Raw genomic sequence first — 24,436 nt, forward strand, 5'->3', positions numbered from 1 at the left:
TAAGTTATATGAAAATTTATAGTGGTTTCTTCATCTGAAAGGCGATAGAAAAGACAAACCGTTAGCTCAATTCATTACAAAATCAAATAGACTGGTTCTGTGATGGATTAGAGCACCATCAAAACCACAGCAAACCCCCAAAAACAACAACCTGTAAACCTATACAATATCTTCGTATTCCTTTTTAAAAACTGACTCCAACTCCTAGAATTAAGCAATTTAAGCAAAAATAAATTCCAAAATAGAACGACACTTACCATCCAAAAGCAAACCAAAGACAGTTGTTTAACACTAAATTGACTGTAAACCAATAAAATAAGACTACTATAAAACATCACATTTTTAGGATTAAGTAGACTGGACTGCAAACCTTGAACAAAACATAGAACACCTGATGATTTGATTTGTATTTCATTATGATCTTCAAAAGACTGTTTCTCAGCTTCACGATAACGTAAACATTGCCATCCCAAATACAGTAAATAGGCGATGCCTAAGTAACGAAATAGTTGCAATAATATGGGATGAATTTGTCCTAACCACCATAACAATATAAAGATCATCAATAATATGAGCGCATTCCCGCTTGCAATCCCTAATACCGTGTAACGGGCTAGTTTCGAACCGTACTGCATTGAATGAATTAATATGAGAAAAAAATCAGGTCCGGGAGAAAGCAGTGCCATAAAATGCGTAACTGCAATAAAAAAGAATAATTCCATAACTCATCTCAACTAAATTTTGAGACAAGCCTAATCAGTGTTTAGATTTAATTATTGTATAAAATTGCGCGACGGTGCTGTTTTTGATAAAACTTCGGCGTGGTCCCTGTCAACTGTTTAAATACACGCTGAAAATGACTCTGATCACTAAAACCCAACTGATAACTCAACTCAATAATATCCTTACCCTGTCTTAAAAGCGTTCTTGCTTGATTAATTTTTAAATTGAGTTGATAGGCATGTGGAGTTAAACCCAAATTCGACTTAAATAAACGAATAATCGCGTAACGACTCAAACCACTTTGCTCAGACAATTGCTTTAAGGATAAAAACTCATCATTGCCACTCAACCTAGAAATTAGCAATTGGAACTCCTGCTGCGCATAGCTATTTTCAGTAAGCAATTCCAAGTGCAAATTGGGAAATAACAGCTCAGTTAAGGTCTGAATTAGCAACTGTTCTTTCTGCAAATATGAAATGGAAGAATCAAATAAGTTTTGATTTAAATGACAAAAAACTGAATACAATCGCTCTGATTGATAAAGTTGAGGTTTATACTGTGGAACTGCGTCACAACGAAAATCCTGTTTAGTTTCATGTAGTAACTGTCGTAACCAGAGCATATCCAGATGCATCATCTGATAACTCCACGCCTGATCAGGTTCAGGATTACAAGAGTGTTCAACATTTGCAGGAATTAAAACCAATGTTCCTGACTCAATTTCTTGTGTGCCTATAAAGCGACTACTGAAAACACTTTGCCCAAGATCTACAGCACCTATGGAAAAGGTTGGATGACTATGAGCATGATAACAGGCGCGACTATGACATGCCTTACGTGTTTCTACATAAGGCATATTCGGGTCACTCCAAAACTCAGTCTGAGCTTTGGAGGTATCATTGGAAGGCTGCAATCTATTCAACATGACATTTATTGTTGTAATGCCTTTTCGATTTCTTCCTCTAAAGCTTCTGGTTTTGTGGTTGGTGCAAAACGGTTTAATACTGTGCCATCTTTACCAATTAAAAACTTGGTAAAGTTCCATTTAATACCGCTGCCTAAAATTCCTTTGCTGTTATTGGTGAGATAGCGAAAAATGGCGTGAGCTTCAGGACCTTTGACATCCACTTTGGAGAACATTGGAAAAGTCACTCCATAGTTTTTCTGGCAGAAAGCTCCAATTTGGTCATTTGAGCCTGGGTCTTGCCCACCAAATTGATTACATGGAAAGCCAAGTACTTCCAACCCTTGAGACTTATATTTTTCATATAACTTTTCTAAGCCAGCAAATTGTGGAGTAAACCCGCACTTACTGGCAGTGTTTACAATTAATAAAACCTTCCCCTCATAATCGGCAAAAGATTTATTTTTTCCATCTAGCAACTCAGCTTCAAACTGATAAATGTTGGTCATGGATAGGTTTCCTCGTCATTTTTTTCTTGTGATTGTAGTTCTAATGAAGCCGAATTTACGCAATAGCGTAATCCTGTCGGCTGCGGACCATCCTCAAAAACATGCCCTAAATGTGCGTCACAATGATGACAAACTATTTCAGTTCTTTCCATACCATGTGAGTTATCTTGTAATTCATCAATTGCTCCTCCAGCAATTGGTTTAAAAAAACTTGGCCAGCCACAACCGCTGTCATATTTCGTCGTCGATGAAAATAACGGTGTACCACAGCAACGACACACATAAGTTCCTTCTTGTTTGCTATTCCAGTATTTTCCCGTAAAAGCAGGTTCTGTTCCTTTTTGTCGAGTTATACGGAATTCTTCTGGTGATAACTCTCTTTGCCATTCTCGGTCTGTTTTACTGAGTTTTCCCATGATTATTTCCCTTTCTATCTTGCTGTTTCAAAAAAGATAATCTTATATTTACGTCATTCATCTTAAAATTTCTAGTCTTTCGTTAACAATTTACAAAAGACTTATAATTCCAATAAAAGCAAAAAGTAAGCAAACGCAATAATTATGGTAAGCATTTTTATTTCATTAATGCTTTTTTGTGAGCAAAATTGGTGTTATTCTTGCGATCATGCTTACTCAGGATTAAAAAATGTCGCAGAAAAAGAGCGTTATTTTTAAACATCTACTACCTGTGATTAAACAATATCAACAGGCGGGTTATACGCATGAAAAAATTGTTGCTTTACTCCGAGATGAACATGATCTCGATTTGGTAACAACTGAAACATTTAAAAGTTATTTATATCGTTATGCAAAAGTGACCTCCACTCTTTCCGAGAACATCAAAATGCCGAACACTATCCAAACTCCACGCGAAATAAAAAAATCGTCTAAGCTCGAGCATGTTTGCTACGACATCCGTGGACCAGTGTTACGAGCGGCCATCGAGATGGAAGAAGCAGGTCATAAAATTATTAAGCTGAATATTGGCAACCCTGCTCCATTCGGCTTTGAAGCCCCACAAGAAATTATTAACGACGTCGCCCTAAACCTGCCAAATGCTGTGGGTTATACCGACTCGAAAGGGATTTTCCCCGCACGTAAAGCCATTTGCCAGTATTACCAGCAAAAAGGCATTTTCGATATGCACGTGAATGATGTCTATATCGGTAATGGTGTTTCTGAACTCATCGTTATGGCCATGCAAGGCTTATTGGACGATGGCGATGAAATGCTGGTTCCAATGCCTGACTATCCACTTTGGACGGCAGCAGTCAACTTATCGGGTGGTACAGCGATTCATTACAAATGTGATGAAGAAAATTTCTGGTATCCAGACATTGCTGACATGGAAAGTAAAATCACGCCAAATACCCGTGGTATCGTGATTATTAACCCAAATAACCCAACGGGTGCTGTCTATCCACGTCATGTGTTAGAGCAAATTGTCGCTTTAGCGAAAAAGTACGACCTGATTTTATTTGCAGATGAAATCTACGACAAAATTATTTATGACGGTATCGAACATGTTTCCGTTGCAGCATTAGCAGGCGATCAACTGTGTATTTCATTCAACGGTTTATCAAAAGCCTATCGTATTGCAGGTTATCGTTCAGGCTGGATGGCCATTACAGGCGATAAATCACGCGCAACTGATTATATCGAAGGTTTGGATATGCTTGCATCTATGCGTTTGTGTGCCAACCATCAAGCACAATATGCGATTCAAACAGCCTTAGGTGGTTATCAATCGATTAATGATTTAATCCGCCCAGGTGGTCGTTTATATGAACAGCGCAATATTGCATGGGAAATGTTAAATGAAATTCCTGGCGTCTCTTGTGTCAAACCTGAAGGTGCAATGTATTGCTTCCCTAAACTTGATCCAGAGATATACCCAATTCAGGACGATGAAAAGCTCATGCTTGATTTACTGCGTGCAGAGAAAGTCTTATTAGTTCAGGGCACAGGGTTTAACTGGCCAACACCAGACCATTTCCGTGTTGTATTCTTACCTGCTGAAAATGAACTTCGTGAAGCCATCACGCGAGTAGGTCGTTTCTTAGCAAAATTGCGTTAAGTCGCATATTTACAAAAAAGCCGCATTTTAATGCGGCTTTTTGCTTTTATCTGTTTCCCAAAGTTGATTAATTACAACCTTGAAATAGTGAGCCTAAGCTATTCAATGCTAAACTTGATGCCAAGTGATAACGAGCGCATGACATGACTTATCAAGTCCATATCATTGATGTAAAAAATCAATTACAAAACTATATTTGGTTACTTGAACACACTGAAACTCATGAAGTGGTTGCGGTAGACCCAACCGAAGCACAATTGGTCGAGGATTATTGTCAAGAACACCAACTCCACCTGAAGCAAATCTGGCTGACGCATTGGCATAAAGACCATATTGGCGGAGTAGCAGCGCTATTGGTCAATCGCAACATTCCAGTCTATGGCCCAAGAGACGAGCTGAGCAAGATTCTGTTTATTACCCACCCTCTTACGGATGGTGAGCATTTTAATTTTCATGATATTCGTATAGATGTGATTGCAGTGCCAGGACACACCTTAGGACATATCGTTTATTTTAGTGATGCTTTAGATCTAGTGTTTTGTGGGGATACTTTATTTGCAATGGGCTGTGGTCGGGTATTTGAGGGAACATTTGAACAAATGTATCATTCCTTAAATCGTTTGGCGGCATTACCCCCACAAACTCAAGTGTATTGCACTCATGAATATACGCTCTCCAATGCTAAATTTGCGCTACATGTAGAACCCGATAATCTAGAAATTCAACAACGTTTTGAACAAGTTGAGGCCTTGCGCATGCTTGGTCAACCCACACTCCCCAGCAATATTGCCATTGAACTCGAAACCAATCCTTTTTTAAGAGTACAAAGTGTCGAAGAATTTCAAAAATTACGTGAATTAAAAGATAACTTTTAATTTTTGTATTTAACAAAAATCCCTAGTTCTGGGGATAGAGCAAGTATCAAAATCACGGTTTAATAAAGTCATAAAAGCAATAAAATACAACGATAAAACCGAAAGATTTTGTTTATTTTCAATAATTATAACAATAACTGAAAATAAACATGACTCTCTAATTTTTTGCACTAACCACACGGGCAATGTGGGCAAAAAATTAGAGAGTCTTTCAATGTATAGCCTCAATTTTTTAATCGAGTTACTTTATTTACATTCAAAATAAAAAAAGCCCAGAGAAAGGTCACTCTAGGCATTGGAAACTTGTAATGTCTTAGTGGTATACCAGACTATCTAAAAATCCGAAACTTATACTACATCAGAAGGATAAAACATCCTAGCCATTTTTATTAAAAATATTTGAAAAATATACTTCATATAAGACTAAAAGCTAATTTATAACATATAGTTATATTAAATTTTCAATCAAATATTATTAGATAAATACACTTTAATAAGAATGAAAATTAACTTGGAATTTTATCTAATGAACGACACTTTAAACTCAAGTTGCCTCGCACAATATCAGACAACATACGCCAGTCCGAGATAAAACTGTAAAATGGCTGTTTGAAAGACGCAGGTTTATTCTTTTCATAGACAAAGTGTCCAATCCATGCACATGCATAACCAGGCACTAAACCATACAAAACATACTTAGGTTTACGATGGCGAATTGCTTTTGCTATCCAATATCCACCGATGACACTTCCTAACACATGCAGGCGTCTGCTGGTGATATTACGGTGCTCGGTTAAATAAAAACGATAAAATTCATTATAATTTCGAATGGGTAATTGCGGCGATTGAAGGTGCTGTACACTTCTATTTGCTTGAACATTTGCATTCATATTCAAATCATCCTGATTGTTTTGAATTATGTTTTCTGATTTTGCACCAATATCATTGGGCGTAATATTCAATTGGTCAATTACTTTTTGCTCATGTTCCTGCTGAAAAATTGGCAAACCTCATTTTATCATTGCTATTTCATTACAAATCCGACAATCTTTCTGTCTGTACATTTAAAAATGTAATAACCCTTGGATTTTTAATGGCAGTATTTTTTTACCTCCATTTGGCATAGTTAACTGCCGATAATTTCTCTCATCAACGCGTACAGCATAGAATTTTTCAGCTAAAATTTAATACCAAAGAGCCACACCAGTTTTTAATAAAAGCTGCTCCCTTTTTTTGAACCGTAATCTAAGGCAAATTTATGATTGAAGTTGAATTAAAATTTCAAATTCCTACAGCAAAAAGAACAATGCTCCTTAAAGCCTTAGACCCCAAAAAATCAAATTTGATTCATCTGAAAGCCAAATACTTTGACACGCCAGATAAATTACTTTCACAACATGGTGTTGCCCTACGCTTACGCCTTGAAGGTGAGCATTGGGTTCAAACCTTAAAAGCAGCCGGAAAAAGCCATTTGCACCGCTTTGAACATAATCATGATTTTGGTATTTCTGAACATGCTCCTGCTTTAGATTTAACGATTTATCAAGATGAATCTGAAGCATTAGCCATTTTGCAAAATGCTTTGGGTGATCAGTTTGCTTCATTAAAATTACAATTTGAGTCTGATATTCAGCGCACTTATCGTGTGATTCACTTCGAAGAGGCAGAAATTGAAGTCAGCCTCGATATTGGCCGCTTAGCCACTGAAACTGAAGAAAGAGAAGTTCACGAAGTTGAGTTTGAACTCAAACAAGGTTCTATTCAGTCTTTGCTTGCCTTTAGTTTTGAATGGGTAAAAAAATACCAATTGTGGTTAGATGTTCGTAGTAAAGCTGAAATGGGTCATTTACTTTCAACTCAGCAAGCAGTGAGCCCAGCCAAGCAAGCCAAAGCATTTCAACTGGTGAAAAAAGACAGTGCCGACTGCAATGTCCGCTCGCTCATCGCGCAACAGTTACAGCACCTACTTCCAAATATTGCAGCCATCTCCGCAGGCGTTGCAGAAAAGGAACATCTTGAGCAAGCCTATGTAGCGTTGGATCATCTCTATTTAACTTCAGCTTTATTTAAAACGTGGAGCAAGGATGTTTCTGATAAATGGGCCTATCAATTGGCAGCATTTAAACATCATTTTGAGAACTTACAACAACTTGAGCACATGCAGAATACCCTAGGAGCGTTGTTGCAAAACCCAACCACAGCAGCAAGCCTAACCAAAGATATTTTATATGCTCAAGAAAAGCTGAATAATTTAGTGCGCTCAACACTGAATGTACATCACTTTTTAGAGCTATTAATGTTTAGCTTACAAAGCAGTACTGCCACGCAAGAACTAGATTTAAAAGGCTATGCGCAGAACACCTTGCAACAGCAATATAAACAGATTCATGAGCAACTTTCAGAAACCGATGTAACCAATTTTGAAAGCTTAGAACAGCTCTCTCAACGCATTCGCGAACTCAAATTCAGCTTCCCAATTCTTACTTCAATTTATGATGTGAAAAACCTGCAAAAATATAGCAAGGCATTAAATGAAGCGCACCAAGCTGCTGAAGAATACTTGACGCTCAGTTCATCTGCTGCCTATATACAGCAAACCGAATTAGAGGCAAGTGACTGGTTTGTTTTAGGTTGGTTAACCGCCAAACAAGAAGTGTATGCTCAAGCGCTTTTAGATGCGACTGAACAATTTATGGTGAGTCGTAAGTTCCTTAAATTCTAAGCCATTAGACAGACCAACATCCACGGGCAAAGCTTGTGGATGTACTTCATTTCTACTTCTAAAAATAGACAAATTATATTTTTACTGGACTTCTTCAGTCACTTTAGCCAAGATATAAATTTAGCGCCATTAAAATAATTTTAAAAACTCCAGTGCGAGGGCTAGAACATGTCAGAAATTGAACTCAAATTTCAGATTCCAGATGCTTTTCAGGACATGATTTATCAAGACTTCTGTGCCTCTAAGGTATATAAGCAACGCCTACTCGCCCACTACTACGACACTCCAGATTTTCAATTGGCGCAACAGTCGATTGCCCTGCGATTACGCTTAGAACAAGGACACTGGATTCAAACCTTAAAATACAAAACCGAGCAACATATCGAGCGTTTTGAATTTGAATCTGACCTTGGTAAGAAAAAACAGCCTAAACTCAATTTAGCCCTGTACCAGGATCATATAGACGAACTACCTGCTCTTTTCACCACTGAAGATGCATCACAAAATTTTAAAATCAAATTTTCTACCGATGTTGAACGGATATCAAAAATTCTGCTGTTTAATCAGTCTGAAATTGAAGTTTGCCTCGACATTGGACACTTGGTCTTTCAACAAGAAAAATTAAGAATATTTGAAATTGAGTTTGAACTGGTACAAGGTTCCATTCATGACTTAATTCGCTGCATAGAGCCATGGATGAATAAATATCAACTTTGGCTAGACACACGAAGTAAATCACAACGAGGGGATTTATATCTACAACAACAGGATATGTTACTGCCACAATATGCGAAGCCTGTCGTTTTAGATCAAGCCATGACACCAAATGCCGCTGTACATGCTATCTTAAATAATACCTTTAAGCATCTCTTGCCAAATGCGACTGCCCTTGCTAGTGGCTTTTACAACAGCGAACATATACATCAGGCACGTGTGGCGATACGGCGTATGCGTAGTGCTTTAAAAAGTTATGCCAACTTGGTTCATGACATTCCTCCATACTGGGCAGCTCAGCTCCGTATCATATTTCAATCTTTAGGCAATGCGCGTGATACCGATGCCATTCGTGAAACCCTTCTGCCCCAGTTACAGCAAGCGGGCTGTTCACACTTAGAAATTCCAACTGCCGAGAGTTATCACAATCAGGTGATGTGGATTTTCCAGTCCACCGAAACCAATCAATTAATATTAGAACTAATGGACTATATGACTTCAGAACTGAGTCCCAAAAATAAAAAGAAAAAACCGTTTTTAAAATATGCTGAGAAAAACTTAAAGAAAACCCATCAACGCATTGCAGATGACATTGGTCATTTTTCACAACTAGAAGATGAAGAAAAGCACAAACTCCGTAAATGCTTCAAACATTTACGTTACAACATTGAGTTTGTGCGTAGCCTATACAGCAATAAAGCAGTGAAAGATTACCTCAAAGCAATTAAACCGATTCAAGAGCTTTTGGGGCAATACAACGATCTTTTGGTTGCTGAGCAATTCTTCCATGAACTGCCTGAAAATGAAGAAATTCACTGTGCGATAGACTGGCTCAATCAACAGGAAAAGCAACAACTCAAACACATCGACAAGCAACTCAAAGCCTTCAAGAAAATTAAACCGTTCTGGTCTTGAGAACAACTTAGCGGTATTTTCCAAAGACTTTCCATACTTTGTTATCCGCCAGTGGATCACTATAGCTATCACTGCGTTGCTTACGTGGCTTATCGCGTGCATCCACCAACTTAAAATGTTCTTCAGTACTTAACACAATACCATTCACATAAAATCGGGTACGCGTATATTCACTTTGCCCATGCTGAAACACATAAGTTCTAAGGTCAATGAATTCTCGGTGTGCGACCAGTGCTGCCTGATCATCACTATTTAACCAGGCTTGCATCGCTGCAACCTGCTCTGCGGAATATTCTCCACATTTATCTAATAAACTGGCGATCCCCCTGAAAGTCTTCGACTCTTTAGCTCGTGTTTTATTAATTCGAATCCGATCTACATGAAAATAAAACAACGGTAAATTCAGATGACTGGGTAAATGAATGGCATCGACCATTTCATCATTTAAAAAGGGTTGGCTCAACAGTTGTGCACGCTCGATTAAATCTTGCCATTGCTGATAATAGTGTGCGACATCTTCTTTCGAACCATAATAAATGGGTAATCCTTCGACATTTGCCAAAGTTTGTGGTGGCCAAATTTGTTGGCGCAAAAGTGCAATATCATGTTTAAGATTTTGAATTGCAATAGCATCTGACATAACGTGTTCCATTTTTATAATGCTTAGGCTATTTTTAGATTAAGTCAAAGGTTTTGTTTCTGCAAGGCTTTGCCTATAATGCAGAATGAAATTTTAGCTAGGAACAGTCATGGTTCAAAAGATTGACGCTACCGATGTTACCGAAGAAGAAGCTTTGAATGCTGCTTTTTTTGAACGTGCAGATGAATTTATTAAACATGCCAATGAATTTTGTCGCCCAGCCAAAGGACAACAAGTCAAGCCCACTGAAATTCGTGGTCAAGTCAGTGCTTCTATGCTGTTTGCAACAGCACGTTTTAATACTTGGGTTGCAGCCAATAATTTCAAAGATGGCAACGAAATGCGTGATGCCAAAGAGCAAGTGATGTCTTATATCCTTCAGCAATTCCAAATGATGCTGGAAGATAACTATGACGAATACTGTGAACAGTTCGAAAATTATTTACGTTTCCGTCATAATGAAGAATTCCATGCCAACAAGCATGATCATGACCATTAATTTAATGGTGTAATAAAAAAGCCCTCAGTTTAGACTCAGGGCTTTTTTATGACTTAAATTTTACGATCCCACACGATCTTTTTAATAACGTTATCGATAATGGTAACAGTGTAATAAGCATTCCCCACCAAATACACAGGGTTCGATGTAGTAAGCTGCTTTCTACCTTCTTTCCACTCGTAATTTCGCACCGAGATTGGCGATTGCTGCATATTCTGTACCAGTTGAATATAGCTATCACCAAGAGATACCAATTGCCCATTTTCAGTACGGATGGTACGCGTTTCAGTTGCTGCTGTAGCATATGAAGTACCGATGACAAATACAAAAAGAAGATAACCAGAAATTTTTAGAATTTTCTTCATATAGATAGACTCAATTAACATGATGTTTTCATTATTAAAAATTTATATAAAGTTTTTTATCATCTGTTTAACTTAACTTCAAGTTTTAAAATAAAAAGCCACAAAAATGTGACTTTTTATAGAAGTTTTTAAGTGGATTAGAACCTTAAAGTTTAGTCATTCGGCTGTCCATATTGATCAGCCATCACTTCAACCAATTGATCAAGATGAATGTATTTTTTGATGGCTTGGTCTACATCCGCTTTGGTTAAGTTGGCAATCGCTTGATCACGCTTTTTACGAAACAATAAATCGCGGTTTCGTTCCAACTGTGAAGTCAACATTTGATGAATATTGCGTTCATCTTCCAAAGCCGTTACGCGGTTTTTTAGAATATCAGCTTTAGCCGCTTCTAACTCTTGTTCTGTTACACCATGATCTAACAGTTCTTGTAAAACCTTATGCACAGCCTGCGACACTTGCTCGGCTTTACCTGCGGTGTAATTGGCATCAATGCTCAGTGCTCCTGAATTGACCCAATCATCCAATTGAATTTCACTGCTAAAACCATACACCAAAGCATTCTTCTCACGTAATTCTTGTGCTAAACGTGAAGAGAGCTGAGAATCTCCAAGAATGTAACTAAAAACCAGCATCGCTGGAGCATCAGGGTGATCCTCGCCTAGCGGGAAAGTGAGTAAGCTCTGATAACTACCAAACTCACGTTGTTCAGACAGCACATGCTTCTTCTGCGCTTTATACGGGGTATATTCAGAAGTCAGTTGTGTATAAGCTTGAGTCCCTTTCCAATTACCAAACTGCTGCTTTACTTTGCGCAACATTTTCTTCGCATTGAACTCACCTGTAATCGCAATTTGTGCATTATTCATGGCAAAAAATTGTTGATACAACTGCTTCACTTGCTCATTGGTAGAAGCTTGGTATTGCTTCTTGGCATATTCAGGTTCGAAGTGATAGCGCAAATCTCCTTGCGGATAAATTTCGATTAAACGTGCAATCGTCAACGCTGCTACCGTTTCAGGTTCCGTATATGGACGGTTTAAGCTCGACAACGTTTGTGACTTGATTAAATCAAACTGTGACTGCTCAAACTTCGGGTTCTTCATGACCTCTACAATATAATTAAAGAAGTCTTCAAATTTTTCTTTTTTCGCCACAATTTGAATGGTCATACCGTTGCCATTAGACGATGCTGTTGCTGAACCACCTGCATCAATCGATTTATCGGCAATGTCTTGCAGACTGTATTTATCTGAAGCACGGAGCAATAAATAAGAAGTGAAATCAATAATTTCACTTTTGTTCATCAAACTTTGGGCTGTACCGAACTCAACATTAATGGTGGCATAGGTTTTATTGTCACGGGTCGCAACATGATAAAGCGCATATTTCATCCCGTTCTTTAATACACCGCGTTGAATATTCTTCTCGTTCTTTTCCAAATATTGCTGAGAGCTTGCAACATATTGTGCTACTTCTTGTTGATACACACTCACATCTTTGAGTGGTTCTGTTTTTTGAGCCTGTTGGTCTAAGGTCTGCTTTGGCGCTTTTGCCTGCTGCTGTTGCTTAGCTTTTTTCTGATCTTCAGGAGTTGGCTGAATATCACCTGTAATACGATGCTCTTTCACCAAGAACTGATTTAAGGTCTGATTGACCTCATTCAGACTTAAGTTTTGAATGTTATTGAGATCGACATAATATTGATCCCAACGTCCCTGACTCGCTACAAAATAATCCGCCAGACGTGAACCTAAAGCCGCAGAGTTACTTTGAATGCTATCCGCCTGATTTTGAATGAGACTTTTCACGCGTTTTAATTCAGTTTCATTAAAATCTTGGGCTTTTTCCACCCCTTGATCAAGCGCTTGATCGACCTGCTCAGCATTATGATTCGGTGCATAAATTGCGCCCATAAACACCAAGTTAAAATCACGATCTAGCCATGTGGTTGCCTGCACCATAGTACTGGTGCCTGTTTCCACCATATTTTGATACAAATGACCACTCGGCTGCATGGTATACAACAATGGAGATAAAGCTAAAGCGGGTTTAATCTGTTCATTTTTACCATTTAAGTAAATATTGAATTTGGCTAAATCACTGCCCTTTGCCACAGTAAATTCACGCTGTTTAATTTTACTTGCATCCAACTGCGGTACTTGAACCTGAGCAGGAATCTGACGTGCAGGAATTGAACTAAACTGCTGATCAATCTGTTTCAACACTTGCCCTTTGTCGAATTTACCTGCAATCACCATTGCTGCATTATTCGGTGCATACCACGTGCGATAGAACTGGTTCAGTTCATTCATTTTGATGGACTGCAATTCTTTTAAATCGCCAATGGGTAAACGTCCTAAATACTGGTTGCCATAAGCCGATTTCCACATCTGATCCATCAATACGGCAAAAGGTTGATCCAGACGTACTTCCCGCTCACGTTTCACAATGGCAATTTCAGAAGGAACAAACTTCTCTTGCAGCACCAATTTATCCATACGCTCAGCTTCTAAATGCAAGATTTCATTCAAAGCCGTTTGTTCAGGACGGACAACATTGATATAGCGGGTTGAATAATAGTCGGTACTGGCATTGGTCATTAAAGTGTATTGATCCAATCTGCGCTGGAATTCTTCGCCTTTAACATTTTGTGTGCCCTTGAATGCAAGGTGTTCTAATAAATGTGCCAAGCCCCCTTTACCTTGTGGATCATTCAATGAACCTGTCAGATAAATGGTGCTCATATAGACTTTATTTTCTTTATCATTCGGTGCCAAAATCACGCGAAAACCGTTATCTAATTTATATTCTTCAATTTGATGATCTGATTTGACCAAAACAGGCTGTGCCCAAGCAGCCGAACTTAAACCAACAAAAAACAGAGAGAAAGTAAGTTTTTTCAACCGCATTAACATGTTAATTCCAATATATTCAGTCATATAAATATTTTATAAGCTGCCTATCTTACGGAATCAAAAATGGGATTTATAGTTAAGTTTTGCAAAACAACCCTCAGTTTTGAGCGTTGCTTTGTTCGAATATGTTTAATCTAAGAACAACTCTGCCTGCATATAAAGTTTGCCATAGCCCGAAATTTCAATCCGCTCCTGATCTAGAATTTTGCAATACAATTCGCCACCTCGCGCAGAGGCTTGATATGCAATCAACTCTGTTTTGTTTAATCGTTCTGCCCACAATGGCGCTATCGCAGTGTGAATAGAACCTGTAACAGGGTCTTCATTGATGCCTATTGCAGGGGCAAAATAACGTGACACACAATCATACTCTGCATTTGAAGCAGTAATAGCAACATCTACACTTGAACTATGTGCGGTAATAGCAGTACGTAAAGAACCCAATTGCTTTAACAGTTCTAAGTTGGGTTGCTCATCCAAAACGTCTTGCACACTTTCATACTCAACAATAAAAGCCTGTTGATTCAGATACACATTTTTAAATGGCTTACTCAGTGCCTGAGTTAAAAGTTCAGGATAATCTTCTACTTTTTCAGCACGGCGGATTGGGAAATTCATACAAATTTTTCCATCGTCCGCCTGACTCACAACAAAAACACCCAATTTTTTCACATGGAAATGAATGGTTTTGGCTGGAGTAAAATCTTTAAATAGCACAAAACTGCTGGCTAAAGTTGCATGCCCACAAAAATCAACTTCTGCTGTAGGTGTAAACCAACGAATTTCAAAATGTTCGGCATCAATCTTTTTTACAAATGCAGTTTCAGACAGATTATTTTCCAAAGCAATATTTTGCATGAGTACTTCATCTAACCATTGTTCAGTCACAATTACTGCCGCAGGATTCCCCTTAAATAATGCATTGCTAAAAGCATCGACTTGATACATTTTCATGATTTGTCTCCATTGTTTCATTATGATTATGCCGTTACAGGCAAACAATAACAGATACAAATTTATTTGATTTATGGATACAATTGTTGCCTGACACAAAAAAAGAAAGCCAATATCCAAAATACTGACTTTCCTATTTATGACGTAACGGCGAAATTAATTCTCGGTTAAATCAACATTTTCTTGTTTAAAAATGGTTTGATCAGTTTGCCCTAAGACTTGACTGGTGACCATTCCGGCAGTCATTGAGCCATTCACATTCAATGCCGTACGTCCCATATCAATCAAAGGTTCAATCGAAATGAGTAGCGCCACTAAAGTCACGGGTAAGCCCAACATCGGCAATACAATTAAGGCAGCAAAAGTCGCACCACCACCCACACCTGCAACACCGACAGAACTGAGCGTTACGACACAGACTAAAGTTAGAATCCAGATTGGATCTAATGGGTTAATCCCAACGGTTGGTGCTACCATCACCGCCAACATGGCAGGATATAAACCCGCACAACCATTTTGACCAATGGTTGTCCCAAAAGAAGCTGAGAAACTGGCAATCGACTCAGGCACGCCCAGACGGCGCGTTTGTGCCTCAATATTTAGTGGAATACTGGCTGCACTAGAGCGACTGGTAAAAGCAAAAGTTAATACAGGCCAAACCTTTTTAAAGAATTGAACTGGATTGACACCTGTAAGCAACAAAATGAGTGCATGCACAGCAAACATGATGCCCAGACCAATATAAGATGCGACAAGGAAGCCACCCAAGTTCAGAATGTCCGCCAATTTTGAATTCGCCACAATATTGGTCATTAAGGCAAATACACCATACGGCGTAAGGGTCATAATTAAGCGGACTAATTTCATCACCCATGCTTGCATAATTTCAATCGCAGCAAGCAATTTTTTCCCTTTCTCTGCATCCGCCTTAATTAAATTCAAGCCAGCCATACCTAGGAATACAGCAAAAATTACCACACTAATAATTGAAGTCGGGTGAGCACCAGTGAGTTCAGCAAAAGGATTAGTGGGAATAAAAGAGAGAAACATATCTGGAACTTGTAAATCTGTCACTTGCCCCACATAGTCGGTCTGAATGGCATTCAGACGTTCAGTTTCTTGCGCCCCCTGAACCAAACCTGCCGCGGTCAAACCAAAAGCATTGGTTACCACCACACCCACAAAAGCGGCAATCGCTGTTGTAACCAATAAGGTGCCTATACTAATAAAACTGATCTTGCCGAGTGAACCTGCATCATGCAGCTTAATCACCGCGCCTAAAATGGAAACGAAGACCAACGGCATGACCACCATTTGCAGCAGCTTGACATAGCCTTTACCGACCAAGTTAAACCATTGCACTGACTCTTGCAGCACGCTTGAACCTGTGCCATACACCACATGCAAGAGTAAACCGAACACTACCCCCAAGCAGAGACCAGCAAGCACCTTTTTGGCAAGGCTCCAATCGGTATGACGTGTCCGACTTAATAAGAACAGCAATGCCACAAAGAGGATGACATTGATGATTAAGGGCATATTCATGTTTTTTCCCTAAATAATGTAATCCCTATTATAAATCAAAATTCAATTCGACTTTTGGCTTTACCAGTACAGACTTACCAAGTGTTCAAATTTAGACTACTCCTGCAACAATCAGAGTTATGATATGTCCATGAAAATAATCTTATTGAATCTAAATATGGCTGAGCTGTTAAATCCACACATTCAACCTGTCGAACTGGCAAAGGCGTATCGTTTACTCAATCATGGCCCAACCGTATTGGTATCTGCACAACATGAACAAGAAGCCAATGTTATGACTGCTGCTTGGGCATGTGCGCTAGAATTGGTTCCAGCCAAAGTATCTGTCGTACTGGATAAAAGCACCAAAACCAGAAAATTAACTGAACAATCGGGTTATTTTGCCTTACAAGTTCCCACCTTAAAGCAAATTGAGTTGGTACAAGCCTTAGGTTCTATCAGCCAGTTTGATGACCCAGCTAAACTTGAGCATTGTCATACTCCACTCTTTCACTTTGACGGTTTTGACTTACCTGTGGTGGAAGGCTGTGCTGCTTGGCTCATTTGTGAACTTATACCCGAACCACACAATCAACAAGCACATGATTTATTTATTGGTAAAGTCATTGCAGCCTATGCAGATGATCGCGTGTTCCGCGATGGACATTGGTATTACCATGAAGCTGACCCATCTTGGAAAAGCGTACATCATGTTGCGGGAGGTCATTACTACACCATTGGTGATGCTGTTGATGCCAACAAAAGTTAAGGCTTTAATCTTCCCCAACCTTGAATGATGCTCAACTAAAGATGAAACGTCAGTGATTGTTTTTCTAGATTTTTCACCTTATAGTTCAAGTATATTTTTCAAACAATTAGTCAAATTATATGAACAGGACGTTCTCAAATACCATCAAACTCAGTGTATTTCTTTGTTTGAGTATGTGCTTGGGCATCGGCATTTTGCGCTTTTCCTATACTGCTTTATTGCCTTCAACACGTGAAGCCTATGAATGGAGTCATAACTTTGCCAGTATTTTAGGCAGTGCTAATCTTTTAGGCTATTTAGTCGGTGCCTACTGGGCAATGAAAATCCCACAGAATCCTAAAATGCCCATCTATATCATTAGCGCTGCTTTTGTGGGTTCAATCAGTCTGTTTGCTTGCGCCTTTTCCAGTTTTTCAGAAATTTGGTATTTAATCTGGCGCTTTATTTCAGGCATCAGCGGCGGCTTACTGATGATTCTATCTCCAAGTGTGGTCGCTCAATGTAGCGATTTACAACATCGCTTTAAAATCAACTTTATTGGTTTTAGTGGTATTGGCTTGGGGGTTTTATGCGCCACGCTGTTTATGCCTTATCTTGACCGAATTGCAATTTCTACTGCGTGGTTGATCTTATGTGCTTTCGCCTTTGGCATAAGTGCATTACTCTGGTTTCTGGTACGTCCATTTCAAGCCCAACTCCAAGCTATTCCAGCAACACAATCCCAATCAGATCGAGTCGGTTTCATTTACTACAGCTTATTAATTGCTTATGCCTGTAGTGCATTTGCCTATATTCCCCATTCTTTATTCTGGATTGATTACTTGAGCCATGTATTGGTTTTGAATTTGTTCTGGATTAATTTCAATTGGATTCTATACGGTCTGGGCAGTGCTTTAGGAGCGTATAGTGCATACGTCTTGGCGCGTAGACTTGGGAATTTTGCCACGCTTAAAGTGTTATACAGCATCTACATTTTTGCAGTTTTAATCGCTGTACTTAGCTTCTCGCCTATTTTTACCTTTATATCTTCTTTCCTCACAGGTTTACTTAACCCTGCCGTGGTTTTCCTAACCTCCTATACCATTTTGCAATTGTACGGTCTGGCATATAAAAAATTATGGAGTATGGCAACGCTCAGCTTTGCCACTATTCAGTTGCTCGGCGGTATTAGTTTTAGCACTTTGCAGCATTTTGGTGTGTCTTATCATCAACAATTTAGCATAGCCTCCGCAGTACTATTGCTCGGCACCTTGCAATTGTTCTGGTTTACTCGCCCACATGCAAAAAATAATCATAACTGTAAACAAATAGCAGATTAGGCGGGTAAATATTGAATTCCAACTCCTCGGACTGAACCAATCTTGGAGATAACATTTTATAACTCCTTTTGAGTCAATCCTAATCTTTATCCACGACTAAGCTTAGGAACTACAGCCAAAATGTTATAAAACCTTAGTGACGATACAAGTTCGAATACATTGTTTTCATGATTAAAAAACCTCTTAATTTAACGCACCAGCACCGTGTTTGTAGCGCTAAATTTGAGTAAGGCTTTTTGCTCAATAAGCAAAACATAAACTTTCTCAATGATTTTGAAGAAATATAGAAATCTGCAAAATAGATTTAAACTCTTTTATGCTGTAAGCATTTAAAAATTTTGTGGCCTTTCGCTGAATCAATTTGAACATTTCTTTAATTTGCCAACTAGGCTGGGCAACTTATCCCTTTATAAACCCTTTTTATGGCTTAAGTATGGATAGGGATTCACCGCCCCTTGTCCAGTAAAATAAATTCCATAATGTAAATGTGGCGGTGTATTTTTGGCATTACCCGTATTTCCCACATAACCCAGTACTGCCCCTTGCTCTACCCAATCACCGACATCTAAATGTGGTGCATAAGCCTCCAAATGCGCATAATAATGTCGACTTAAATCTGGCCCTACCACCCACACAACTTTACCACCTAAGCTGTCTAAACCAACTTTAGCAACGATTCCTTGCGTTGTACTCAGTACTTCAGTTCCTCGTTTCGCAAAAATATCGATACCTTCATGTTTACGATTCTGACCTCTTGCAGCACCCCATGTATCATTTATTTGTGCTGAGGTAATGCCTTTAACAGGCATAGGTAATTGCGTCGAGAGATTTTGACGAGCCAATTGAAACTGCAAAATAGGATATTTCCAACCCGTCGACTCACCTGAAACAGGTGGTTTACATGCCAATAACATCCAACTAAGAGGCAGCAATATCGCTAAATTTTTAATGCTTCGATGTTGAGACTTCATTCTAATAATTTGAATTTTTTAAATTAACTCAATTCTAACGGTGCGTCCTACAATTCCCAATGGTATTTTGGTTATCTTGTAAATTACCTAGAATCTTAAATAATAGCTAAAGTCACTTTATGATGAGACCAAACTGCACGCTAAATTTATAAAACATAATTTTCGAGCAAAAAAAAAGCCTACAAATGAGTCATGTAGGCTTTTAAAAATTTAAAACAAGTCAGGGAACTATCAGCTTTAAATCTTGTGCTAATACTGCCAAAACTGAGAACTATTTACAATACTTTGGTTAAAGATATATTTAAAATATTTGTTAAAAGATCCCTTTTTTTTAAATCAATTGTCGTATAGAGCCAATTTATACAAATCCACTCCCATATCAACTGGTTAGACTATCTTTTTCCTTGTTCAAATATTTATTATATTCTTTCAAATATTGCTCAGCCAATTGTGTTTTTTGCTGTTCAGCTAAAATTTTCCCTGCTTGTTGAAAAAAGCCATGTTCCTCTTCATTTAAATGATGGTGGACTTTTTCAGATAATTTTTTTGCAATTACCAACCAACTCGGATGGCTAAACTCAGTTTCGCTCAATTGCTCTAACAACTCATCCATCTCATGATGTTCTGCTAATGCATGACGGGTGATGTTAAGACCTGAATCGGTCATCATCAGTGGAATATAAAGATATCTATCTTCTGCGACTGAATGTGCAAACAATTCATTTTTTAATTCATTGAATAACTCATGTCTTTCTTCAGTGTCTCCCGAAGTCTGAATTAATTGTTCAGATAACATTCTTTGCTTATCGTGACTTAGTCTTAATGCTTCAAAAATTGTTGTATTTGTCATTGGGGTTAATCCTCAAAATTCATTTTATGGATATGCACCTACTATGAACATTTCACAAAACATGGTCTGTTCACAAACTGTTTTATTTTTAAGCACAATGCATTACTATTTTTTCAAATTGTGTTTTTACTGTTATTCATCGTTAATTGAAAAGAATTAAATAACCACAGGTGCAACCATAGCTCAATTTGCTAAATATTAAGACTTTGTTGCAGACAAAAAACTAAAAAAATAAGTCGCTCATCCTGTATTTAAAGCGATTACACAAGAGGATTTCGCCCCTTCTCAAAGAAGAGCTACATGATCAATCTCTAAAACTACAGCGTATAAAATGTTCGTTGTACAAAATAAATCAAATAATGCCCCATGTTTCTAAAGCCAGAACCTTAGCTGAATAAAATTATCTTCACTGTGAATCGAATGAATATTATCTGATCTTAAAGTACATAAAACTCAGATTTTTAATAAAAAAATGACAATTGACTCAGTAATTTACTTTTTCTCATTAGCTCACGCTTTTATTATTGCTACATACTCAGGTACGTAATGACATCACCGAATACGTTCAAATCTTCATCATTTTTTTTAAACCAACATTAAGTTTTCTAAAAAAAGAAGCGATCAATAAAAAACCACAGATATTCTGATTACCCTATATATTGAATAAATCTAGATCATTTTCTGTAATCAGGCTAAGAATTAAAAATAACAACTTTAAGCAAGGAGGCAATCTATGCCTATTTTCAAAAGACCTGAGCTCTTAGGCCTACTTTTTCCCACTGTATTGTTCATAAGTGTTACCACTATTGCGTCTGCAAACACCCCACCTGTAGTGCTGAATACCCCTAAAGCGCTTATTTACCCCAATATAGATCCCAGTTTAAGTGAAAGTCTTTATCCAAATGAGGCTGCCACGGCCAAGCAAATTGCAGACACTATTGAAATGTCCATTCGCAAAGAATATGTCACAGACATCGCGCTACGTGATGCACATCCCAAAGCTCATGGTTGCGTACGTGCAGAATTTAAGATCAATGAAACATTACCTCCCCTCCTAGCTCAAGGTGTTTTCATTCCTGGGAAAACTTATCAAGCATGGATTCGTTTTTCTAATGGATCAAGTAATGCTAAACAGGCAGATATTAAGAAAGATGCACGCGGCATGGCAATCAAGCTTTTAGAGGTCTCTGGTAAAAATCTCTCAGATGAAAATTCTTCCACCCAAGATTTCATCATGATCAACCATCCAGTCTTTTTTGCTAACGACCCCGCTCGCTATCTGTCATTCATGCAAGATATCAATAGTGACAAATTTCTAAAAAAACTACATATTCCTTTTGCATTAGGAGCAAAAGGAACTTGGATTGCCCTAAACAGTAGAAATAAAATTTCAAATCCATTACAAACCAGATACTGGTCTATGGTGCCCTATCAATTGGGATTAGGTGATCATCGTCAGGCGGTAAAATACTCTGCTCGAGCTTGTTCGACCATTGTCAGCCCTATTCCTGCTAGACCTAACAGGGACTTCTTAAGGGAGGCACTCCGCACGAGTTTGCAAGAAAGCGATGCGTGCATGGAGTTTTTAGTCCAACCTCGAACATCCACTTCCATGTCGGTCGAAGATTCTATGACTGAATGGAAAGAAGCCCAAGCTCCTTTCTACAAGGTGGCAACGATTCATATTCCTAAGCAAGTGTTTGATACCCCTGAGCAAAATAAATTTTGTGAAAACCTTTCTTTTACACCTTGGCATGCTTTGGTTGAACATAAGCCACTTGGAGGCATAAACCGAATGCGCAAAATCATCTATGAGCAGATTAGTCGCGTCCGACATGAAATGAATTCGACTGAGAGATTGGAACCCTAATCATAATGAAAATAAATTAAGGGAATCTGCTTAAACTCACTGATCAATTAATAATTTTATGTATAAACAATAAGTTCTTATCGTTATGCAACTTTATCAACAATATATTGCATTAAAAACATTAACAAAAAATGGATCAATGATGTCTCAACTTAAGCATCCGTTGTAGGCCAGCTGAAATCGAACATTTACCCAATATGTCCAAGGTTTGAAACAAAGAGGATTACACATCAGATGTAAAGAATAAAATTGAGGAGCTCAAGCCGAAATCTGATATAGTAGCCCCCATATAGTTAGTGGACCTTTCTTTACCCTTCCCTACCTACTCCCACTAAAATGGGTAATCAAACGGGTAACACAAGCAAGTCCAAACAAATTTTTTAAATTTTCTAGTAGGTTAAAGTGAAAATAGTCATTCTTAACAAGCCTTATGACGTTCTCTCTCAGTTTCGTAAAGACGAAGCCCATATGACGATCTCTGACTTTGTAGATGATCCGACTTTGCGTTTGGCTGGTCGTCTTGATATGGACTCTGAAGGCTTAGTTTTTTTAACTGACCACGGTGGTTTAAATCAATACATTACCAACCCTGCAAACAAAAAGTACAAAACTTATTTAGTACAACTTGATGGTGATATAACCGAAGAAGCATTAGAGCAACTTCGCAAAGGTGTTGAATTAAAAGATGGGATGACCCTACCAGCCCAAGCAACGAAGGTTGAACAACCTGAATGGTTATGGGATCGTGATCCTCCTGTACGTTTCCGCGCATCCGTTCCGACATCTTGGGTCGAAATCTCAATTTGCGAAGGCCGTAACCGTCAAGTCCGTCGTATGACTGCTGCGGTTGGTTTCCCAACTTTACGTTTAATTCGTACTAAAATTGGTGCAATTGATCTGGTTCAAATGGGTTTACAACCTGGTGAAACTAAAGAAATTGAGCCTCTTTTATACCCTGACTTTCAAAATATTCCTGCTGAAGAACCTTACCGTTCACGTTCTTATGTGAAAAAACCAGGTGGTACAGGTGGCAAACCTATGGTTCGTAAGAATAAAGATGGTTCTGTGAAAAAGTCAGGTACGAAGCGTATTTGGCAAATGGATGAAAGTGAGAAACCACGTCGTAAGACCAATGGTACAACACGTCCAAATACCAAAGCACCACGTGGTCGCGGACGTAGTGGTCGTTAAAATTTGATTTTATTAAAGCTCACGTCAGTGGGCTTTTTATATATCTAGATCTTTATAAATTTTATCTATCTCATCAAGTGAAAAATATCTTTTAATCTGCATCCAATCATTCTCAGCTGTATAAAATCCAGAAAAGATAATTGGCTCATTTCTTTCAATAGATTTTTCTTTAGAAATATGAATTGAGTTTAGTTTATAGAAATAAGGCTCTCTACAAGTAATTTCAGCAACCTTATCAAAATAACTTGGATCTATATTCCTGTCATAACCATTATAGTCAATACATGACTTGTCTAAAAATTTTACGGCTGCTTTATATTTCTCAGCATCCTTATATAAATCTTCAACTTGAACATAGTCAAACTCATAAGAATTTGGCTTTAATACCATTTGATAATATTTAACACCTCTGCCTTTTAAAACCTGCATGACTTGTTCTTGACACACTTGAGATAAATGATCAGGTAATTTTTCATTATCTTCATGCAAATCTTGCCATTTTTTTGGCATTCTTAAACCAAAATAAATTGCTTTTACTGCCCGAAAGTCATATTCAACTTTACCAAAATAATCCATGATTACTCTTATTTCATCTTCATGCTGCCATCTTTTTGATTTTGATCCAGATGTAAGTTGTAAAATTTTAATTACATCACTTTGCCCCCCAATCAAGTCACCAAAAGTAATTTGAGGAATATTATGCTCATATAAAACATCAAAAGAGCCAGCAATTTTGGTCAATTCACTTAATTTATCTAGATCATATTCAATACAGAAACCTGTATGAGAGTCTGCATAATATGCCCAAAGGAGCTCATCTAAAACTGTCTTACTTAGAGAATAAATACCTACATTTTTTTGTATTTGTGTAAATAAAGTAAAAAAACTTTCAGAAAGCATTTTTGTATAAACAGAACTCATGCTAGCTAACTGTGCTAAAGTTTGTTCAATACCTGCTACATCAAATAAATTTTCACACGGATCGTTAAGTTTAGATGGATGCGGAGCATAAAAATAATCTTGTTCTAACGACTCTAAATCACGTTTTGAGCCATATCTATATTTATAAACTTTCATCTACTTTTTCTTCTTTAAATCTATGCTCAGCGCATTTTGTATTAATTATAT

The 24,436-nt window shown here is 38.0% G+C and carries 22 protein-coding genes; 9 read left to right on the forward strand and 13 right to left on the reverse strand.

Going from position 1 to position 24,436, the window contains the following annotated elements:
- Window positions 1–107: 107 nt before the first annotated feature.
- From MP622_RS08185 to msrB, 4 genes are read right to left on the reverse strand one after another with little or no spacing between them, the layout of a single operon-like run.
- Window positions 108–722 carry a LysE family translocator gene (locus tag MP622_RS08185; protein ID WP_104440817.1) on the reverse strand — a complete coding sequence of 205 codons (615 nt, stop codon included), beginning with the start codon at window positions 720–722 and terminating at the stop codon, window positions 108–110.
- Window positions 723–769: 47 nt separating this feature from the next.
- Window positions 770–1,648: an AraC family transcriptional regulator gene (locus MP622_RS08190; protein WP_213064789.1), complete on the reverse strand. Its 879-nt coding sequence runs from the start codon at window positions 1,646–1,648 to the stop codon at window positions 770–772.
- A 5-nt stretch (window positions 1,649–1,653) separates the two neighbouring features.
- Complete coding sequence (locus tag MP622_RS08195) at window positions 1,654–2,136, reverse strand: glutathione peroxidase (RefSeq protein ID WP_044739461.1); 483 nt, start codon at window positions 2,134–2,136, stop codon at window positions 1,654–1,656.
- A complete protein-coding gene (gene msrB, locus MP622_RS08200) occupies window positions 2,133–2,552 on the reverse strand; it encodes a peptide-methionine (R)-S-oxide reductase MsrB (RefSeq protein ID WP_016167511.1) in 420 nt (139 codons plus the stop codon). The genes MP622_RS08195 and msrB overlap by 4 nt, the downstream gene beginning before the upstream one ends.
- A 229-nt stretch (window positions 2,553–2,781) precedes the next feature.
- Between msrB and MP622_RS08205 the strand changes: the two genes are divergently transcribed.
- Both MP622_RS08205 and gloB read left to right on the forward strand, forming a co-directional pair.
- Window positions 2,782–4,212, forward strand: coding sequence for a pyridoxal phosphate-dependent aminotransferase (locus MP622_RS08205; RefSeq protein ID WP_044739460.1), 1,431 nt, complete (start codon window positions 2,782–2,784; stop codon window positions 4,210–4,212).
- Window positions 4,213–4,355: 143 nt separating this feature from the next.
- The gene (gene gloB / locus MP622_RS08210; protein WP_243793383.1) at window positions 4,356–5,087 is read left to right on the forward strand and encodes a hydroxyacylglutathione hydrolase; all 732 of its coding nucleotides are present in this window, start codon (window positions 4,356–4,358) and stop codon (window positions 5,085–5,087) included.
- Between the two features lie 506 nt (window positions 5,088–5,593).
- Here gloB and MP622_RS08215 read toward each other — a convergent pair.
- Window positions 5,594–5,977 carry a DUF962 domain-containing protein gene (locus tag MP622_RS08215; RefSeq protein WP_151504314.1) on the reverse strand — a complete coding sequence of 128 codons (384 nt, stop codon included), beginning with the start codon at window positions 5,975–5,977 and terminating at the stop codon, window positions 5,594–5,596.
- A 368-nt stretch (window positions 5,978–6,345) separates the two neighbouring features.
- On the opposite strand from MP622_RS08215, the gene MP622_RS08220 reads away from it, so the two are divergent.
- Together MP622_RS08220 and MP622_RS08225 are read left to right on the forward strand one after the other, a co-directional pair.
- Window positions 6,346–7,809: a CYTH domain-containing protein gene (locus MP622_RS08220; RefSeq protein ID WP_243793384.1), complete on the forward strand. Its 1,464-nt coding sequence runs from the start codon at window positions 6,346–6,348 to the stop codon at window positions 7,807–7,809.
- Window positions 7,810–7,977: 168 nt separating this feature from the next.
- Window positions 7,978–9,438: a CHAD domain-containing protein gene (locus MP622_RS08225; RefSeq protein WP_243793386.1), complete on the forward strand. Its 1,461-nt coding sequence runs from the start codon at window positions 7,978–7,980 to the stop codon at window positions 9,436–9,438.
- Between the two features lie 7 nt (window positions 9,439–9,445).
- On the opposite strand, the gene MP622_RS08230 is transcribed toward MP622_RS08225, so the two are convergent.
- On the reverse strand, window positions 9,446–10,078 hold the full coding sequence (locus tag MP622_RS08230; protein WP_243793389.1) for a hypothetical protein: 633 nt from the start codon (window positions 10,076–10,078) through the stop codon (window positions 9,446–9,448).
- Window positions 10,079–10,187: 109 nt separating this feature from the next.
- Here MP622_RS08230 and MP622_RS08235 point away from each other — a divergent pair, with 109 nt between their 5' ends.
- Window positions 10,188–10,577, forward strand: a complete 390-nt coding sequence (locus MP622_RS08235) for a DUF3144 domain-containing protein (RefSeq protein WP_016167504.1) — start codon at window positions 10,188–10,190, stop codon at window positions 10,575–10,577.
- Window positions 10,578–10,630: 53 nt separating this feature from the next.
- Here MP622_RS08235 and MP622_RS08240 read toward each other — a convergent pair whose 3' ends face one another.
- From MP622_RS08240 to MP622_RS08255, 4 genes are all read right to left on the reverse strand, one after another.
- The gene (locus tag MP622_RS08240) at window positions 10,631–10,963 is read right to left on the reverse strand and encodes a hypothetical protein (RefSeq protein WP_243793390.1); all 333 of its coding nucleotides are present in this window, start codon (window positions 10,961–10,963) and stop codon (window positions 10,631–10,633) included.
- Window positions 10,964–11,094: 131 nt separating this feature from the next.
- Entirely contained in the window at window positions 11,095–13,860 is a 2,766-nt protein-coding gene (locus MP622_RS08245; protein WP_243793392.1) for a pitrilysin family protein, read from the reverse strand.
- A 129-nt stretch (window positions 13,861–13,989) separates the two neighbouring features.
- Window positions 13,990–14,814: a PhzF family phenazine biosynthesis protein gene (locus tag MP622_RS08250; RefSeq protein ID WP_016167501.1), complete on the reverse strand. Its 825-nt coding sequence runs from the start codon at window positions 14,812–14,814 to the stop codon at window positions 13,990–13,992.
- Window positions 14,815–14,970: 156 nt separating this feature from the next.
- The gene (locus MP622_RS08255; protein WP_243793393.1) at window positions 14,971–16,359 is read right to left on the reverse strand and encodes an L-cystine transporter; all 1,389 of its coding nucleotides are present in this window, start codon (window positions 16,357–16,359) and stop codon (window positions 14,971–14,973) included.
- A gap of 130 nt (window positions 16,360–16,489) precedes the next feature.
- Between MP622_RS08255 and MP622_RS08260 the strand changes: the two genes are divergently transcribed.
- Window positions 16,490–17,107: a flavin reductase family protein gene (locus tag MP622_RS08260; protein WP_243793395.1), complete on the forward strand. Its 618-nt coding sequence runs from the start codon at window positions 16,490–16,492 to the stop codon at window positions 17,105–17,107.
- A 119-nt stretch (window positions 17,108–17,226) separates the two neighbouring features.
- Window positions 17,227–18,426, forward strand: a complete 1,200-nt coding sequence (locus MP622_RS08265; protein ID WP_243793396.1) for a YbfB/YjiJ family MFS transporter — start codon at window positions 17,227–17,229, stop codon at window positions 18,424–18,426.
- A 407-nt stretch (window positions 18,427–18,833) separates the two neighbouring features.
- Here the strand turns inward: MP622_RS08265 and MP622_RS08270 are convergent, their stop codons facing one another.
- Window positions 18,834–19,397: a M23 family metallopeptidase gene (locus MP622_RS08270; protein ID WP_243793398.1), complete on the reverse strand. Its 564-nt coding sequence runs from the start codon at window positions 19,395–19,397 to the stop codon at window positions 18,834–18,836.
- A 379-nt stretch (window positions 19,398–19,776) separates the two neighbouring features.
- On the reverse strand, window positions 19,777–20,247 hold the full coding sequence (locus MP622_RS08275; RefSeq protein ID WP_016167496.1) for a hemerythrin domain-containing protein: 471 nt from the start codon (window positions 20,245–20,247) through the stop codon (window positions 19,777–19,779).
- Window positions 20,248–20,980: 733 nt separating this feature from the next.
- On the opposite strand from MP622_RS08275, the gene MP622_RS08280 reads away from it, so the two are divergent.
- Window positions 20,981–22,117: a catalase family protein gene (locus tag MP622_RS08280; protein ID WP_243793399.1), complete on the forward strand. Its 1,137-nt coding sequence runs from the start codon at window positions 20,981–20,983 to the stop codon at window positions 22,115–22,117.
- A gap of 402 nt (window positions 22,118–22,519) precedes the next feature.
- The gene (locus MP622_RS08285; RefSeq protein WP_016167494.1) at window positions 22,520–23,308 is read left to right on the forward strand and encodes an rRNA large subunit pseudouridine synthase E; all 789 of its coding nucleotides are present in this window, start codon (window positions 22,520–22,522) and stop codon (window positions 23,306–23,308) included.
- Window positions 23,309–23,344: 36 nt separating this feature from the next.
- Here MP622_RS08285 and MP622_RS08290 read toward each other — a convergent pair whose 3' ends face one another.
- Complete coding sequence (locus tag MP622_RS08290; protein WP_243793400.1) at window positions 23,345–24,385, reverse strand: DUF2971 domain-containing protein; 1,041 nt, start codon at window positions 24,383–24,385, stop codon at window positions 23,345–23,347.
- Window positions 24,386–24,436: the final 51 nt, after the last annotated feature.

The organism is Acinetobacter sp. PK01, assembly GCF_022819285.1.
Lineage (GTDB): Bacteria > Pseudomonadota > Gammaproteobacteria > Pseudomonadales > Moraxellaceae > Acinetobacter > Acinetobacter tandoii.